This is a genomic window from Pirellulaceae bacterium (assembly GCA_019636385.1).
In the GTDB taxonomy this organism is placed as follows: Bacteria; Planctomycetota; Planctomycetia; order Pirellulales; family Pirellulaceae; genus Aureliella.
This window is the reverse complement of record JAHBXT010000001.1, coordinates 990,718-1,007,645: the sequence shown is the minus strand read 5'-3', so window position 1 is coordinate 1,007,645 and position 16,928 is coordinate 990,718. Positions and strand designations below refer to the sequence as shown.

The following is a 16,928-nucleotide window of genomic DNA, read 5'->3' as shown; positions in this document are numbered from 1 at the left end:
CCAATTCCTGCATATTATCATCAATGCGAGCAATCATTGAGAGTCCGCAGATGATGCCAACAATTTGAACAGTCTTACTGACAAATCCCAACATGAACAATACCGCTACGAGTAACGACGTGACCAACACAATCTGGACTCGTGCCGTCGATTGAAACTCTGGCAGTGAATATAGCCCATGACAAAGACACGTCGCCCCAACGCATAAGGCCAATTCCCTCAATTGTGTTGACCGCATACTCATTTTTCGCGCTATCCACCCCACGGGTCTACTGGCCAAGTTATCATTGGCCAACGTGCCGTAAATTCATCTCCTCTATAGACATCTGGACGGCCTGTGCCCCAAGCATCAAACACCAAATCTACTTTGCTGATCTGCTGGGAATTGGCCATCGGTCCAGCATTGGGTTCTAACGAGACTGAAATATAGGAATGCGTCCACCAGAACAGCAACATATCGCCTGCAGTAATTCGATTGTGATGACCACGAACTACCCAACCAGAGTTACGAGCTGCGTGGTCCAGTCGAGGCGTTATTTGATTAACCCATGTGGTACAGTGTCTTTCCGGATCGCCCCAGTTGCCCATCCAACCAAAGAATCCACCGTGACCGAAACGAGCTTCGTTGGCATCTAGTAAACCATGTTCCTTTTGGCCATTATTCTGGACGGCATTAACATATTCAGTTGCGATTGCACGAGTAGCAGCCATCGCTCTTGCTCGATTACCAACACTTAACGATGAATCAGTCGTAACACGCCGACGCAATATTTGCTCGACATTGTTGATCCAGAGAGCCTTATTTGAGTTCTCGTCATGCCCTGGACGTTTTTGCGATGCGTACCATAGGGCCTCAGTTGAAAACCATCCGACATAAAAGGTACCCGTCCCCAAATAACCTGCGGCACCTGCAGGGGTGTATAAAGCACTTTGCTTGATCAATGCCAGAGCCCCAAGTGCTGCACCGTCATTTCTACTTCGCAGAAACGCATAAGTGCCAAGTGACGCCAGACCACCAACCACAACTGCAAGAAACTCCCCACTCGGATCCGCCCCATTGACCGGATCACCATGCACGTAGGCGTACTTGTGGAACGACTGTGGATCAGCAGAGTTACCGCCGAACGGATCGAGGCCGATGAAGCGGCCGTTGGATGGGTCGTACCAGCGGGCTCTCAGGTACTGCTGGCCGATGCGGAAGTCGAAAGCTTCGCCACTGTAGAGGTAAGTCGTCGCCGGTTGAACGCCATCCCATCCCAACAGATTGCCATAGGCGTCGTAGTCGAACTGCTGCGGCAGACTTGTACCTACCGTGGCAACAGCCTCGGCCAAGTCGTACAGCGCACGAACGCTGCCGTGACCATCGGTGCCGAAGAACAGATTGGAGGCTAGAGATTGGAAGCCGGAGGTGTCGATCGTGTAGGTGGCTTGGCTTATCTGATCGTGGCCTACGATGTAGATGATCTTCTTGGTGGGTTGACCTGCGGCACTATAGACTACCTGTTCAAGCACTTGAGAATAACCAGTTGGGTTCTGCTCGTCGGTTAAGTACCGTGTCGAGGCGAGCAGGGTCCAGTTCTGCGGTGACGAGCTGGGTACCTGGTACTCCGCTGTACCCACGCGATGCCCGCCCGTGTCGTAGCTGTAATCGACACGTTGCAGCAAGCTCTCATTGCTGGTCTGCGTGATGACCGAAGCCATTAAGCCCTGTCGATTGTAGCTAAATGACTGTGTGGTGGTAATGTTGCCGGCCACCTTCGTCTTGCTGGTCTGCAGCGTCTTGTTGTAGGCGTAGGTGATTGTGCGGGCACCAGATGTGGTGGTCACGGGCTGATCGCTAATGGTGGTCGTATGGCTGATAAAGGATTCAGTTGTCAAGCGATTATTCACATCGTATTGGTACTCGGTAACAACCGTAGTATTTGAAGAAGGACCTTCAAACCCGCCGTCTACAGCCTTCTTGGTTTGCGACAGGCGGTAACCTACCAGGTCGTAGGACCAAGCAAGATCACTCACCATTTCCGTCGCTGACACCTTTAATTTCTCTTTTTACTCGATCGCGCACTCGATCGCGTTTCCGCGTAGACTGTCGAATCAAGAAAAGCGGCCGGCACATATAGTTGACCATTCTCCAGCATGTCCTCGAAGAAACGAACACAGTTGTCAACAGTATTGCGCCCCAGATTCTTCCGAGGAGAATAGCTTTGTGAGATTGGCTGTGGTGACCAAACGCAAGCAAGCTTAGCCCAAGCGCTAAAAGCAGTAGAGACCAAAGTCGCCATTCGGTTGAGGCTTTCAATGCATCACCATTCTTCTTCATCGTCAAAACCCAACTCTTCTGGGAATGCAGCTTGAATTCCTGAAACCAATTGCTCAATAGCAGAGGCAACCGATCTAGGGCTGCCGTCACGCCTGATTTCTGCTCGCACAGACTCAATTATATCCGGTAGAAACACCGTGGAATAAAAAGCGTGTGGGCCAGATGTACCTATTGCTGATCCAAGTACCATGCGAGAGACCATTACCAATGGACTGGTAACGCCGCGAAACGACAGTGTTGGGTTGTGTACAGATGAGAATGTAGCGGCAAAGTTTAATTGTGCGATCAAAAGCGGCATGCTTCCCAACACTACTAAGCCGCCCGCGACATAGCCGCTGTAACGCTGCTGAATCTTGTAAGTAGAATAAAATCCTACAAGCTTTTCCAATCTTGAGCCACGATAATCAGGGTTTGCCGCAAAGAATGGGACTACAGCGAGCGGGCCTGCTTTCATGACTCTCCTGGCTGCTGTAATCGTCCCAAGCACGGTGTTCACCCTGCTTACCCATTGTGCGAGTGCTGGATCTTGTATTCCACTTATGTCGTACGCGAGGCCAGCTAATGCATCGATAGTAGAATTGATATGATTGTCAATGTAATACCATTCCGCAAAATTCTTGGCTAGGGTCACACCTAACCTCCGACCCGCAGCCTGGAGCCCACCAAGTGCTGCAGACCTTCCAGCTTGGATGTACGCAGCTCGCAAATGGATGAATGCAACCTGGGCAAACATCCCACTCGGATCGACCCCATTCACCGGGTCGCCATGCACATAGGCGTACTTGTGAAAGCTGTGCGGATCGCTGGAGTTGCCAGCGAGGGGATCGAGCTGGTTAAAGCGGCCGGTGCGGGGGTCGTACCAGCGAGCACGCAGGTACTGCTGGCCGATGCGGAAGTCGAAGGATTCGCTGTTGTAGAGGTAAGTCGTCGCCGGTTGGAGATTATTCCATCCCAAGAGATTGCCATAGGCGTCGTAGTCGAACTGCTGCGGCAGGCTTGTACCTACCGTGGCAACAGCCCCGGCCAAGTCGTACAGCGCACGCACGCTGCCGTGACCATCGGTGCCGAAGAACAGGTTGGAGGCTAGAGACTGGAGGCCGGAGGTGTCGAGCGTGTAGGTGGCTTGGCTTATCTGATCGTGGCCTACTGTGTAGATGATCTTCTTGCTGGGCGCTCCGCCCGAGTAATGCGTCTCCTGCAATACCTGCGAGTAGCCGGTCGGATTCTGAACGTCGGTCAAATACCGCGTGGTGGCGGTCAGCGTCCAGCTCTCAGGCGCCGAAACGAGCGCTTCGTACTCCGCCGTGCCTACCCGATGCCCGCCCGTGTCGTAACTGTAATCAACTCGCTTGAGGGTGGTTTGATCGCTAGTGTCTGTTATCACCGAAGCCATCAACCCCTGACGATTGTAGCTGAACGTCTGTGTGGTGGTGATGGTGCCTTCCACCTTCGTCTTGCTGGTCTGCTGCGTCTTGTTGTAGGCGTAGATGGTCTGACTGGTATTGGTCGTCGTCGTTACCTGTGGCTCTTCCTGGGTCGTCTGAGTACCAGTATACATTTCGCTCTTTAGCCGATCGTTGGCATCGTAGCTGTATAACGTCTGCTCATTTTTATCAGGTCCGTTGAACACGCCCGGGATGAACTTAGTCTGCGACAGGCGATTACCCACTAGGTCGTAGGCCCAGGCAAGGTCACTCACCGATTCGGTTCCTGACACGTTTGATTTTTCGTGACACCTTTGATTTTTCGTAACAATTAGCCGGGCGTATCGAAGCTATGGAAATTTCCCTCGGAGTCGCCATAGAGCATCAAACAATGCCCATCCAACAACTCCCCTTCAAAGGCCAAAGTCGTTTTCCCGTTATCCTCAATCCAAATCTGTTCAAGATTCATACCGGAAAGAAATTCTTTCCGATTGAACATTTGCGCTTTCGGGGCGTTCCTGTTAACTACTGGCAAGACATGTTTCTCCACATAATCACCAAATGCTCTTTCAACTCGTTGGAATTGTTTGAGCAGTCTTTCCGCATGTAGGAGCGCCTGACTCTCCTCAAGTTGATGGCTTGTCGTGTAGATTGTTAAATCGATTTTGGATGAATTGGCATGAACTGCAGCATGATAACCAGTTACTCCACCATCAAGCGCGCACTTGCGCTTAAACAATTTAATCATAGTCTCTTTCGTTATGGGTAAATTAGCTTTTTTCTTCATATATCGCATCCCTTTAGCCTAGAAGATACCATAGCTTAGCACCGCCAACATGAGGAACCCCTCCTTCACTTACGCTGTGTATGCTTGAAGGCACCAGCTGCATAATTCCACGACGTGTGTCATGATGCCAAGTATGAGGTTCACCAAGCTCTTCCCAACGGTGTCCCGCAGGTTTTCCCATTTTTTCGTTGGCTGCCGCAATATCGCTTGAACTCTTTCCAGTCGGATTGATCTTTACTTGATGCCGAATAGCGGCATCAGGAAACATCGCTACATTTCCAAACTTTGGATGGTGGTAAATGTTGATATTATGAGTGACACCCTTTTTTGTCGTGCGCTGCACCATTGAGCTGAATCCAGCGAAACCACCTGGAACACCAATTCTTGTCGCATTAAATCGGTTGTTGTTACTCGGTCTGGATCGGAGTGAGGCTGTCGCGTAATCTCCGGCACTAAACCGTTCCAGTGGATTGAACGTACCGAGTGGAATTTGTACGTCGAACGTGCTGTAAAGTCCCGCTCCCAGAGCAGCGTAAACCCAATCATTGTCTAAACGGCTGCCCCAGGAATCAGGTAGACTCATGTCGAGTGCCCACTTGACATCCCATTCCAGATTCACAACGTACGCTCGGACCAATGCTTCTAAGCCGCTACGAATGAAGTCGCCAGGGCCTGGCAACAACATTTGGACTCCGACACCGAATGCCAACGCTAAGAACATCCCGCTAGGATCGACCCCATTGACCGGATCGCCATGCACGTAGGCGTACTTGTGAAAGCTCTGCGGATCGCTGGAATTGCCGGCGAAGGGGTCGAGCTGGTTGAAGCGGCCGGTGCGGGGGTCGTACCAGCGGGCTCTCAGGTACTGCTGGCCGATGCGGAAGTCAAAGGCTTCGCCACTGTATAAATAGGTAGTTAGCGGCGTGGGAGAGGTTTGAAGTGGGAAGTTAGAAGTGGAAAGTCGCCGATGGATAACAGGTTTCCGTAAGCGTCATAGTGGTAAGTTTGGGCCAGATTCCCGGTGTCGCGGGCGATGGCTGCGGCTGCGTCGTAGAGCACGCGAACGCTGCCGTGACCATCGGTGCCGAAGAACAGGTTGGAGGCTAGAGACTGGAGGCCGGAGGTGTCGAGCGTGTAGGTGGCTTGGCTTATCTGATCGTGGCCTACTGTGTAGATGATCTTCTTGCTGGGCGCTCCGCCTGAGTAATGAGTCTCCTGCAGGACCTGCGAGTAGCCAGTCGGATTCTGAACGTCGGTCAAGTACCGCGTCGAGGCGGTCAGTGTCCAGTCGCTGGGACTGCTGCTGGATGCCTGGTACTCCGCCGAGCCCACCCGATGCCCGCCCGTGTCGTAGCTGTAATCAACTCGCTTGAGGGTGGTTTGATCGCTAGCGTCTGTTATGACCGAAGCCATCAAGCCTTTGCGATTGTAGCTGAACGTCTGTGTGGTAGTGATGGTACTCGCACCTTCTTGGGCCACCGTCGTCTTGCTGGTCTGCTGCGTCTTGTTGTAGGCGTACGCGGTCTGACTGGTGTTGGTCGTCGTCGTTACCCGTGGTTCTTCCTGGATCGTCTGAGTACCAGTACACATTTCGCTGGTTAGCCGATCGTTGGCATCGTAGCTGTACAATGTCTGCTCATTGTTATCAGACCCGCCGAGAACGCCCGGGATGAACTTAGATTGCGATAGGCGATTACCCACCAGATCGTAGACCCACGCTAGGTCACTCACCGATTCGGTTCCTGACACCTTTGATTTTTCGATGGTGTCCTTCGTCGGTGTCGCAACCTGTGCTTGTCAGCCATGCTCGAAGCGGTTCGGGCTTCTGCAGGACGGACGATCGACATCGACGTTGTCAATCGCGTCTTGCTCCAGCCGCACTGGCAGAGTCAGGTTGATCTGACCGATTTTTGATTACAGGCTTGAGACTTGAGACTTGAGACTTGAGTTTCAGATTCAAGTTGGCGATCTTCACTCCCCTCGCCCCGCTTCGGGGAGAGGGGCCGGGGGTGAGGGGTCTGCTTCCCTCACACTTCAACTTCAAACTTCACACTTCCAGCATTGGAGACGTCAACATGATCACCAGAGATTTACTTCGTGCGATACGCAATGACTTTCCGATGAAGCTGACGATAGTAGGGCTTGGTCGACACGGTCCGATTGCCAAACACAGTGATGGTTACTTCCGCTTTCAATGCCCCAAGTGCGGCGAGCTACGAGCGACTGTCAACCCACGCAACAATCTGGCCCACTGCTTCAGTTGCGGAGAGAATTTCAACAACATCGACTTGATGATGATCCAGGGGCACGACTTCTTGCCAGCCGTGGACATCCTGAAGAGTTGGCTAGAGGAGTACCAGCGCGACCTTGGTCGTAGCAACAGATCGGAGCATACTGTGGCCAATTGACCACACTCGTCGCCGACAAATCAAGAATGCGATCGTTTGACAAAAACGATCGCATTTTTTGAATCAAGTCTGGGAAAATGAAGTCTGCAGAATCGTTTCGACTAGCGGAATCGAATTCAGAGCGCAGGAAAGTCCCACCCGCCAAAAGAATACGGCCACAATTCGGCTAGATTGACAGCCAGTCCTAAAACTACGACCACAATTCGGTCGTCGACGAAACGATCTATGCAGCAGTGCGCGACTGCTGCTCCAGAATTCTCAACAACTCGGCAAAAGCCCCCTCGCTAGAACTAAAAATCCATACAGTCACAATTCGACCGAAAATGCGATCACAATTCGGTTGGTAACACCTATGCTGTAATGAAAAGGTAAAAAATCAAAAAATTTGCAGGAACGATGGAGAGGTTCACAAGCCGCTCAAACCATTTTCTCGGGAGTATGGGTTTATTTCGAGAAATAAGCGATTGGCGGTAAATCATGCCAATCAGGAACCACAATACCCCAGGTATAAAGGCAGCGCAGATCGAAATGAGTAGGATACTTGAGAAACCTCCTGTTTCAATTACATACCTAACCCAATTCCTCAGCATTTTCGGAGTCTGAATACTATACACGTAAATTCCTACGCACGTAAGTAACACGTGTATCGAACTGCTGATCAATACCAGTTGTATTAACCACAGTCGAAACTCGCGATCGAATCGGAATACTGAAGGGGAGTAATGTTCCATGGTAAAGACCGCACTTTTTCTCGCACTTTCTTTGCCATTCATCGTACTACTCCTGCCAATGCTAGAAGGTTCCGAGGATCATCCAGTGGAAGGTCAGGATCACCAATACGAGCCCGCAGCGGGTTTCGATATGTTGCGAAACCCGTTTGTGGCTCCATCAGCGGGAGCCGAGTCTCTATTGGAGGCATGAAGAATTTATGGGTTACATAATTCCATCCTGTTTCCGCCCACGCTCGCCGCCCTGCGAGCGTGCCATCATATTGATTGCGTGTAGAGAACCAAACTCCTAGGACAGCGCGATACAATGCAACACTATCGCCCATGCTTTGTATCCCACCATCGCGTACTCCGGTTAGCGGATGTGTATAGGTGATACGATCTCGGTAGGCCAAGGCATTGATCGTTCCCCACAGCACATAGTTGACCTCAGTTTGAAGATAGACATTACGACCATACGAGAGGGTTCGAGTCGCCTCATTGTGCCCTATAAACGAGTCTTGATAATCCTTCATTTCTACAATATCCCAACCGCCAAGCGAATGAGCATTCTTAAAGATTTGCAGCTTCTGAGCGTCGGACTTAGTTGCCCAAACCTCTCCAACTTTATCTAGTAGACGTTCCAACTGACCCGTGACATCGGCTCCCCCCATTCCTGACGACGTTTTCCTTGTATGTTCCTGAGTAAGTTCTTCAATAATAGTTGCCATGCCATAGAGGGCACCTGTTGCAGCTAGTGCATTTCGCGCACCCAACAATAATCCCCAAACTCCAAACATCCCTATCGGATCCGCCCCGTTTACCGGATCGCCATGCACGTAAGCGTACTTATGGAAACTCTGCGGATCGGCGGAGTTGCCCGCGAAGGGATCGAGCTGGTTAAAGCGACCGGTGCGGGGGTCATACCAGCGTGCTCGCAGGTACTGCTGGCCGGTGCGGAAGTCGAAGGACTCGCCGCTGTATAAATAGGCGGTGAGGGGTGTGATCGTACTCAAATGCGAAACTTGTCCGATCATTAGCAGATTGCCGTAGGCGTCGTATTGGTAGATCTGTTGCAGCTCAGCCTGCTGAGCGATGGCTGCAGCTGCGTCATAGAGGACTCGGACGCTGCCGTGACCATCGGTGCCGAAGAACAGGCTCGAGGTTAGAGACTGGAGGCCGGAGGTGTCGATCGTGAAGGTGGCTTGGCTTATCTGGTCATGGCCTACTGTGTAGATGATCTTCTTGCTGGGCGCTCCGCCTGAGTAATGAGTCTCCTGCAGGACCTGCGAGTAGCCAGTCGGATTCTGAACGTCGGTCAAGTACCGCGTCGAGGCGGTCAGCGTCCAGTCGCTGGGACTGCTGCTGGATGCCTGGTACTCCGCCGAGCCCACCCGATGCCCGCCCGTGTCGTAGCTGTAATCAACTCGCTTGAGGGTGGTTTGATCGCTAGTGTCTGTTATGACCGAAGCCATCAAGCCCTGCCGATTGTAGCTGAATGTTTGTGTGGTGGTCACGTTGTCGGTCACAGTCGACTCACCGTTTCGGTTCCTGGCACCTTTGATTATTTCGATTGGCACTAAGTGCAATGCATGTCATCGCTTTCGCCGATGTTGAAACCACAAATTGATGATTAGGAACAATACCGGAAGACCATACATCAATAAACCTTCAAGGTGGTTGAACCAATCAGGACTATCCTTGTAGTGAAACCCAAAACTAAAGAAAATCGTCAGCATCAGGAATATCCCGACAAAGAACCCGAGAACAGTTGCCATAGCAGCTTCAAACAAACTGCGAATGAGAAATACAACTTGCATCATGAGCCCGAAATCTCCCTGCGCCAGTCGTCAATTGCCATTAGCACGGTAGCCATCTTGTGCTTCAGACTGGGCCTCATCAAAATCGCTGGATTGGGAAGGGCGATATGGATTCCTGAAGCGTTTACCAAAAACGAATAGTCTTGCGCCAAGGATAGGGCATCACCAGGAACATAGTAATTCGTGATACTCGGCTTTGCGACAATTGGCGAGAGTCCTTGCGCAACTGCATTGGTTGTATATGACAATAGGGAGATACCCGCAGCGTTAAACGTTGTAGCTGGACGCCCTGTTCTGTAAGCGGCGGCCGCAGCAAGTCCTCCTCCAAGTGAATGCCCAGTGAACTCAACAGAGTTTTGGCCAAAGGTATTGACTGCCCAGTCGGCAATACTTATCGCTCTACGGTATTGGCTGGTTGTCACTCCAAAAACGTTGATTGCGTCGACCGCAACGTCGTATAAATCATCCGTGCCAGCAAAACCAATCACAACTCTGCCCTGCCCGTTGGTCCAACCTTTGACGGTATAGCCAACGCTATCTGTCAGTCGATCCGGAATTTCCAGTTGTCTCCACGCTCCTCCCAAAACGGATCGTGAGGAGTAACCGTCATACGAAGCATTTGCTAATTCTGCGAGTTCAGATACTCTATTTACCACGTTAATTGATTGAGGTCGATCTGCAGTGTCGAGCCGAACTCGGGTAAGTAGGTTTGCAACTATTGCCAACTGCCAGTGTTTTGCTAGAAGTGAAATCGCTGACCTTGCGAAACTCAAGGCAGCACTACTCGATACTGCATTTCGGGTATAAGCCAACAGTTGCGCAAACTCCCCACTTGGATCGACCCCGTTTACCGGATCGCCATGCACGTAAGCGTACTTATGGAAACTCTGCGGATCGCTGGAGTTGCCAGCGAAGGGATCGAGCTGGTTAAAGCGACCGGTGCGGGGATCATACCAGCGTGCTCGCAAGTACTGCTGGCCGATGCAGAAGTCGAAGGACTCGCCGCTGTATAAATAGGTGGTGAGGGGTGTGATCGTACTCAAATGCGAAACTTGTCCGATCATTAGCAGATTGCCGTAGGCGTCATATTGGTAGATCTGCTGCAGGCCAGCCTGCTGAGCGATGGCTGCGGCTGCGTCGTAGAGCAAGCGGACGCTGCCGTGACCATCGGTGCCGAAGAACAGGTTGGAGGCTAGAGTCTGGAGGCCGGAGGTGTCGATCGTGAAGGTGGCTTGGCTTATCTGGTCATGGGCGACTGTGTAAATGATTTTCTTGCTGAGTCCTCCGCCTGAGTAATGAGTCTCCTGCAGGACCTGCGAGTAGCCAGTCGGATTCTGCGAGTCGGTCAAATACCGTGTGGATGTTTGCAGAGTCCAGGTTACAGGTGACTGTGTGCTGGCTTCGTATTGGGACGAGCCAACTCGATTGCCAGCCGTGTCGTAGCTGTAATCGACACGTTTAAGTTCGCTCTCGTTACTAGTCTCAGTGATGACCGAAGCCATCAACCCCTGACGATTGTAGCTGAATGTCTGCGTGGTGGCGATGGTGCCTTCCACCTTCGTCTTGCTGGTCTGCTGCGTCTTGTTGTAGGCGTAGGTGGTCTGACTGGTATTGGTCGTCGTCGTTACCTGCGGCTCTTCCTGGGTCGTCTGAGTACCAGTATACATTTCGCTGGTTAGCCGATCGTTGGCATCGTAGCTGTATAACGTCTGCTCATTTTTATCAGTTTCGTTGAACACGCCCGGGATCACGGCCAGCGCGCAATGTTAGGCGGTCTAGGTAGCCTAGCGCGATATTGATTTCTTTGGTAGACCATAGGCATGCGCGACGTGATTCTTCCTGCGAAGGCCGTGGAAGCTGTGTCGCTGCTTGGTCTACGGGAGAGCCGATCATGTCCACTGCAAAAGCGGTTCGAGTCGAACTGGTCAGTCAATACTTCGAGAGCTTGTCCGATCCGAGAAACACCAAGAACCGTAAACACAAATTGACTGATCTGATCGTGATCTGCATTTGCGCCATTATCTCGGGTGCTAAAGGTCCGACAGGCATCGAGCGCTGGGCCAAGGGAAAGCAGGCTTTCTCGAAAGATTCTTGGAGCTTCCCGGTGGCTTGCCATCACGAGACTGTATTCGCAGAGTGAGCCTGAAGCGTTTCAGAAATGTTTCATGCGCTGGCTAGCCTCGCACATGGAGCAAACAGAAGATGGTCAGCTTCGGCTAATCGCCACCCGATGGCAAGACCTGTCGCGGCTCACATGATCGCTCGCAGGGACTGGGGCCGCTGCACATTGTGAGCGCATGGGCTAGTGAGCAAGGCATGGTACTTGGACAGATCGCTACGCAGGAGAAATCCAATGAAATCACAGCGATTCCAGAGCTACTGGAGCAGATCGACTTGAAGAATTCGATCGTCACGATCGACGCCATGGGATGTCAAAAGCAGATCGTGGCCCAGATCGACAAGCGACAGGGAACCTACGTGGTAGCTGTCAAAGCCAATCAGCTGAACCTATTTGAAACGGTCGAAGAATTGGTCTTTGATGTACTGGAGGGAGTACAAGAAGACCTGTACTGCCGCAGCCTCCAAACCACCGACCAGTCACACGGGCGGATTGATGAACGCAGCTACGGAATTATCAAGCTGAAGAAAGATTCGCCAATCAAGAAAGCCTGGCCCTCGGTTAAAGCCATCGGCTATGCGGTTCGCGTCAGTACAGATGCCAACCAACAAGAGACATTCCAGACACGCTACTTCATCCTCAATCGGTTGCTGACAGTATCCGCGTTTGCCGCTGCCGTGCGCGGCCACTGGTCGATCGAGTCGATGCACTGGACGTTGGACGTAACCTTTCGCGAGGACGCGCAGCAGACCAGTGAGCGGGCCTTAGTCAACAACCTCAGTTGGCTACGACGCTTCGCCATCTCGCTGCTTAAACGCGGGCAGAAGAAAAACGAGAGCATCGTCGGTCGCATGGAATTAGCAGCCTACAATACCGACATCCTCGAGCAAGTCCATGGCGGGCAATGACTTAATTACGCGCTGGCCGTGTTCCCTCTACTTGGTGCCAAGATACGTGCGTTATTTTTGGTGGAAGTGCATAGGGCGAGTACTCTTTCATGCGTGGTACCACGATCCATTTCGCAATTAACAACAAAGAAAGGACAGCCAATGAAATCACGACCCAGAAGAACTCCACGCGCTGGGGGTTCTCCGTGGCAAGCGAGCTTCACTCGACTAGCCCGCCTGTACCAGAACGAGATCGAGCGCGAACTGTTAATGTTGAGCTTTGAGATTTGTGAGCAAGGAACTGAGTTAGGGAATTTGGAGCTATTAGAGCTGGTCTGGAAGCGGCTGGAAAAGTTATCCCTGGAAACCCCTGGGGGAGTGACCTGTGGAGACTAAGGAGAGGTTACTGACGGCCAAGGACTTGGCAAGCTATTTGGGCCTATCGTTACCAGAGACCTACAAACTACTTCAGTCAGGAGCCATCACTCATTACCGCGTTGGACCTGGCCGGGGAGCCATTCGAATTAGAGAGTCTGACATTGAGTCTTTCCTTGAGAAGAGAAAGAAGGGACCAAGCGATTTAATTCCACCACCACGTCGTGCCAAGCCATCAGTGCTCAAGCACATTAAGAAGTGAGACTGGAAAGCAAGTCCTAGAACCGGAGCGGGCCAGAACGGCCCCGAAGAGCCCTTGCATGGACGCGGGGGCTTTTTTCGCTTTATTGCGGAAAGACTTCCGTGACAGACTATAACAGGCCGCAAGAAATCCGTTGCAGTTTCGTACCGCCTGACAATTGAAGAAATTCCGCACCTTACCCATTCAGTTCAGGCTGTTCCTGATACTTGTTAAGAGTTTGCTGCTACTGACCAACAACTTTATCTATATCTGCGAATGCGCTATCCTGATCAGTTCTAGTCGGACGCAATGTTGCTAAGGTACCTGCTTTCCGTCGACGAATCATAGCCGCTGCCAATAATAAAGGCGGATAAATCCGTCCCGTTCTTTTGGCAAATTCGGTCTGCAATTGCTTTGAAAGCTCGGAATCCAAAGCAAACCGATCTGACGCGATCTGCAAGTCTTCATGAATTGCATCAAGCGTCTGTAATTCCTCTTCCGAAAGGCCTTCACTTACGTTCTTCAGTCGTTCACAGCTAGTGCGACCAAGTCTGACCCATTGTCCATTTTTGCGCTTTGTAACCATATAGTGCAACAGGTCAGCAGGTGCCTCTTCGCGGCAACAAATGGAATTCCAGTCTGCTACTAAGCTTTCCAACTCTTCGTTTCGCTGCGGATATTGATCCGAAGGGATATTCGCTTGAGTGTACAAGTCACGAAGCACTTTGTCTTCGTGCGGTAACATAGCCACGGTCTTTCGCATCTTATTCATAACATTATCCTAAATACAGACTTCCGTGCACGATTCCTTACGTTTTCGGAAATGAAAGCACAATGTCATCCGATCCTTCAGATGACTCATTCAAACCCAAAGCTCGTTGTAGTCGACTATGAATCTCAGCGTTTCGAGTACTACATAAGTCAGCAATTTCCTTTAGTGACATCAAACGACTAGCTAAAAGCATTTCTATCATTTGCTCAAGACGAGTTGCTCGATCTTCTTGGACACGCCCCGGCTCTTTTTTTCGCCAGCCACGACGGGAAAACTCAATCCATAACTGTTTAGCCACAGACTTTTTGATGAATTGAAGCTTTTCAGCGCGATAAACCATCGCTGCTAGAGAAATCCCGAACCGTTCCTTAAATTGTACTAACCGAACCATAGACAATCCTTCAAATGCCTTCTTCAGTTGTCGATTAGGTATTAGAAAAATCGAGGCAAATTCGAATGCCTGCTGCTCTTTGCAATCGTCTGTCTGCTGCTCGCAATCGCCAAGGATAACATGCGCCAATTCGTGTGCCGCATTTAGTCGGAGTCTCTCATGGGAGACGGCAGGATTCAATGCAACCACGAATTCATCTCCATACTTCGCTGCTAGCCCATCAATTCGAACAGAAGACTCGACCTCGATAACCCGGATGCCAAAAGCCTCCAATACTCCGATTACGCTTCCAATCGGTTCGTCCTCACCAAATTTCAATTGTCGACGGACATCTAAAGCAAGAGTCGCAAGATCTTTCTTTTTGCAATTTTTGGGAAAATCAACGGTCGCTCTCAATGGCTGCTTGAGTCTTGATTCTATTGCAACGTATGCATCGATCCAGCGTTGTACTTCAGCCTCAAACTTTAAAAGATCAGATGACTTGGTTCTTGACTTGAGGTTTCGGTAACGGATTCCGCTAAGATTCTTTGACGATTCAAGAAACCAGTTAATCGGACGATCATAAATCACTGCTAATGCAGCGAGAACATCGAAGGGAGGAACTGAACAACCCTTTTCGTAATTCGCAACCGTTGCATGTGATACTCGAAACCTCGTTTCAAGCCGGCTGGCGACGGAACGAGTCGACAGACCTGCTAACGATCTTGCTACGCGTAGCTTGTTACCCAAGCTTCCTTGCAAGCTCATGTTGTTTAAATTGGGCTGGAAGTGACTGGTCAATTCGTAAAACCTGTTTTACAGAACAGTGCAAAATCAGATCGAATTTTACAACGGTTGGGCAGGAGCGCCAACCCGGCGGCGAGCAATTTTCAAAAACTAACTTGGGTCTCAAAGGTTGAAGGCCCGTCGCAGGAGAGGATTTCCCACCAGGATGGCGGGGCTCTATGCCGATTGGATGAAGTGAAATTATTGGTGTACAGTTCACTTCGTGGCAATTATTTGGTCTGCCAGAAAATGACAGCGTAGGGCAAGCCATCGAAATGCCCCACGCAACTTCGTCTGACTAATCCAACGCCACCTACTCCCCAACCGCCCTCTTCGCCTGGGCCAGCATGTGCTGGGGACTGTGGCTTAGATGCTGGTAGACCTTGGCGAGCATCGAAGGGTCTTGGTGGCCCATCAGAATCGCGACGGTCAGAGCGTCCAGCCCCGACTTCAGGGCGTTGGTTGCCCAGGTGTGGCGAAGAGCATACAGCGAGTAGCTGGGAACCAGTTCCTTGCACTTTTGCCGAATGAGTTTGGCTCTGGCCTGGGTCCTCAGTTCGGCTTTGGTACGCTTCACTCGTTTGCCCCTTGGCCATCCGAGTAGGATTGATGGTGGCTGCCATCTGATTGATCTCTTCCTCACTAATGACAATCCCCTTCGCCTTGATGACCTCCTTACCCATGGCAGCACGGACACGCTTGAGGATCGAATTGGTCTTCGCGGGCGTCCATGGTCTGTTCTTGGAATCCAGAAAGACATGGCCCGTCGTTCGTCCGGCAATGAGCTCACGAGTAATCTCGAACGCTCGGTCAGTGAGATAGATCACTCGGGGAGCCTTCTTCCCCTTCGCCTCCTGACGAGGAAAGACCCAGCGTCTGTTTTCCAGGTCAACATGCCTGATCTCTAGCCTCAGTGACTCCTGAGGCCGACAACCAATCTCGTAGGTCACAAGCATCAGCTTCTTAAGCTGCTCGTCCCGAGTGTGCTTCAGTAGCAACTCGAACTCTGCCTCTGGGATGTACACGTCCTTAGCTTCACCGGAGGGGGCTGATAGGTACTCGATCGGGTTATGATCGATGTGCCCCATGGTTCTCGCCCAGTGAATCGATCGCTTCACAGAGCGGAAGTAATTTCGTTTGGTTGTAGTGGCCAGACCCTCAATCGAGTCCACCCACTGCTGAACGTGGAATGGCTTTAGCTCAGCCAGAGTCAGTTCAGGATAGAAGTCCACAAACCGCTGAAGGCGATGGCGATACCACTCAAAGGTTTCGGGGGTACGGTTGCTCTTCAGCCAATCCAGATACCGATCAAATAGATCGGCCACTTTGGGGCTACTGGCGTGACTTGCGATTGTGGCGTCAAGATCCTCGGGCTGAAGGCCAGCCGCCATGATCTCGTGGTAACGCTTGAAGGCAGCGTCCCTGTCCTTACCTAGGCTAATCTGCCTACCGTGGAGCTGGACGTACCAAGTCTTACGAGCTGGCCGATAGAACGGCTTGGGGATGTGATACAACATTTGTGGGTCTCCGGAACGAAAAACCGGAGCGGACCGAACGACCCACTAAAAGGGGTAAACCTCAAAGCTTTACCCCTTTAATCTCTGACAACAATCTCTGACACGCGATTCCAAATCGTCGTAAGTCCAGCACGCCCGGCAGGATTCGAACCTGCAACCCTCGGTTCCGAAGACCGATGCGCTATCCGATTGCGCCACGGACGCGTGTTGAGCCCCAGATTTTATCTTGCGGGCTGGGCGGAGAGAAGTCCCGATGGATGTGGTTGCTGGGTTTTCCTGCCAATCGGTTAGCTCAATCCGCGCGAATCTTCCACTCGTCATGGCTCCGTGCTGCTCTGAATTGCAGAAAGCGACATGTCCGATTGGGCTGGAGGGCGGATATAATGAGCCTGAGA

16 protein-coding genes, 1 tRNA gene and 1 pseudogene are annotated in these 16,928 nt (G+C 51.5%); 5 read left to right on the top strand and 13 right to left on the bottom strand.

From position 1 onward, the window contains the following. Positions 1-252: 252 nt before the first annotated feature. The 6 genes and pseudogenes from KF752_03905 to KF752_03880 all read right to left on the bottom strand — a co-directional run bounded on the left by KF752_03905 (position 253) and on the right by KF752_03880 (position 6,262). Positions 253-2,034: a hypothetical protein gene (locus tag KF752_03905; GenBank protein ID MBX3420680.1), complete on the bottom strand. Its 1,782-nt coding sequence runs from the start codon at positions 2,032-2,034 to the stop codon at positions 253-255. Between the two features lie 269 nt (positions 2,035-2,303). After that, positions 2,304-4,019 (bottom strand): RHS repeat-associated core domain-containing protein, encoded by a 1,716-nt coding sequence (locus KF752_03900; protein ID MBX3420679.1) that lies wholly within the window; start codon positions 4,017-4,019, stop codon positions 2,304-2,306. Positions 4,020-4,075: 56 nt separating this feature from the next. After that, complete coding sequence (locus KF752_03895; GenBank protein MBX3420678.1) at positions 4,076-4,531, bottom strand: DUF2262 domain-containing protein; 456 nt, start codon at positions 4,529-4,531, stop codon at positions 4,076-4,078. A gap of 13 nt (positions 4,532-4,544) precedes the next feature. Continuing rightward, positions 4,545-5,216, bottom strand: coding sequence for an HNH endonuclease (locus KF752_03890; protein ID MBX3420677.1), 672 nt, complete (start codon positions 5,214-5,216; stop codon positions 4,545-4,547). 33 nt (positions 5,217-5,249) lie between these two features. Further along, positions 5,250-5,504 (bottom strand): annotated as a pseudogene (locus tag KF752_03885) (RHS repeat-associated core domain-containing protein). Beyond that, on the bottom strand, positions 5,447-6,262 hold the full coding sequence (locus KF752_03880) for a hypothetical protein (GenBank protein MBX3420676.1): 816 nt from the start codon (positions 6,260-6,262) through the stop codon (positions 5,447-5,449). The pseudogene KF752_03885 and the gene KF752_03880 overlap by 58 nt, the downstream one beginning before the upstream one ends. A gap of 344 nt (positions 6,263-6,606) precedes the next feature. Here KF752_03880 and KF752_03875 point away from each other — a divergent pair, with 344 nt between their 5' ends. Next, a complete protein-coding gene (locus KF752_03875) occupies positions 6,607-6,939 on the top strand; it encodes a hypothetical protein (protein ID MBX3420675.1) in 333 nt (110 codons plus the stop codon). A gap of 769 nt (positions 6,940-7,708) precedes the next feature. Here the strand turns inward: KF752_03875 and KF752_03870 are convergent. The 3 genes from KF752_03870 to KF752_03860 form a co-directional block, all read right to left on the bottom strand. After that, positions 7,709-9,175 carry an RHS repeat-associated core domain-containing protein gene (locus tag KF752_03870; GenBank protein MBX3420674.1) on the bottom strand — a complete coding sequence of 489 codons (1,467 nt, stop codon included), beginning with the start codon at positions 9,173-9,175 and terminating at the stop codon, positions 7,709-7,711. A gap of 66 nt (positions 9,176-9,241) precedes the next feature. Next, positions 9,242-9,469 (bottom strand): hypothetical protein, encoded by a 228-nt coding sequence (locus KF752_03865; protein MBX3420673.1) that lies wholly within the window; start codon positions 9,467-9,469, stop codon positions 9,242-9,244. Continuing rightward, positions 9,466-11,205 (bottom strand): RHS repeat-associated core domain-containing protein, encoded by a 1,740-nt coding sequence (locus tag KF752_03860; GenBank protein MBX3420672.1) that lies wholly within the window; start codon positions 11,203-11,205, stop codon positions 9,466-9,468. The genes KF752_03865 and KF752_03860 overlap by 4 nt, the downstream gene beginning before the upstream one ends. A gap of 152 nt (positions 11,206-11,357) precedes the next feature. Between KF752_03860 and KF752_03855 the strand changes: the two genes are divergently transcribed. From KF752_03855 to KF752_03840, 4 genes are all read left to right on the top strand, one after another. Next, positions 11,358-11,606: a transposase family protein gene (locus KF752_03855; GenBank protein ID MBX3420671.1), complete on the top strand. Its 249-nt coding sequence runs from the start codon at positions 11,358-11,360 to the stop codon at positions 11,604-11,606. A gap of 131 nt (positions 11,607-11,737) precedes the next feature. Continuing rightward, on the top strand, positions 11,738-12,493 hold the full coding sequence (locus KF752_03850; GenBank protein MBX3420670.1) for an ISAs1 family transposase: 756 nt from the start codon (positions 11,738-11,740) through the stop codon (positions 12,491-12,493). A 141-nt stretch (positions 12,494-12,634) separates the two neighbouring features. Next, positions 12,635-12,868, top strand: a complete 234-nt coding sequence (locus KF752_03845) for a hypothetical protein (protein MBX3420669.1) — start codon at positions 12,635-12,637, stop codon at positions 12,866-12,868. Then, positions 12,858-13,109 carry a helix-turn-helix domain-containing protein gene (locus KF752_03840; protein ID MBX3420668.1) on the top strand — a complete coding sequence of 84 codons (252 nt, stop codon included), beginning with the start codon at positions 12,858-12,860 and terminating at the stop codon, positions 13,107-13,109. Before KF752_03845 ends, KF752_03840 begins: the two co-directional genes overlap by 11 nt. 223 nt (positions 13,110-13,332) lie before the next feature. On the opposite strand, the gene KF752_03835 is transcribed toward KF752_03840, so the two are convergent. The 4 genes from KF752_03835 to KF752_03820 form a co-directional block, all read right to left on the bottom strand. After that, positions 13,333-13,860, bottom strand: a complete 528-nt coding sequence (locus tag KF752_03835; protein MBX3420667.1) for a hypothetical protein — start codon at positions 13,858-13,860, stop codon at positions 13,333-13,335. A 37-nt stretch (positions 13,861-13,897) separates the two neighbouring features. Then, positions 13,898-14,998, bottom strand: coding sequence for an ImmA/IrrE family metallo-endopeptidase (locus tag KF752_03830; protein MBX3420666.1), 1,101 nt, complete (start codon positions 14,996-14,998; stop codon positions 13,898-13,900). A 248-nt stretch (positions 14,999-15,246) separates the two neighbouring features. Then, positions 15,247-16,533, bottom strand: a complete 1,287-nt coding sequence (locus tag KF752_03825; protein MBX3420665.1) for a tyrosine-type recombinase/integrase — start codon at positions 16,531-16,533, stop codon at positions 15,247-15,249. A gap of 130 nt (positions 16,534-16,663) precedes the next feature. Beyond that, positions 16,664-16,737, bottom strand: a tRNA-Arg gene (locus KF752_03820). Between the last annotated feature and the right edge of the window lie 191 nt (positions 16,738-16,928).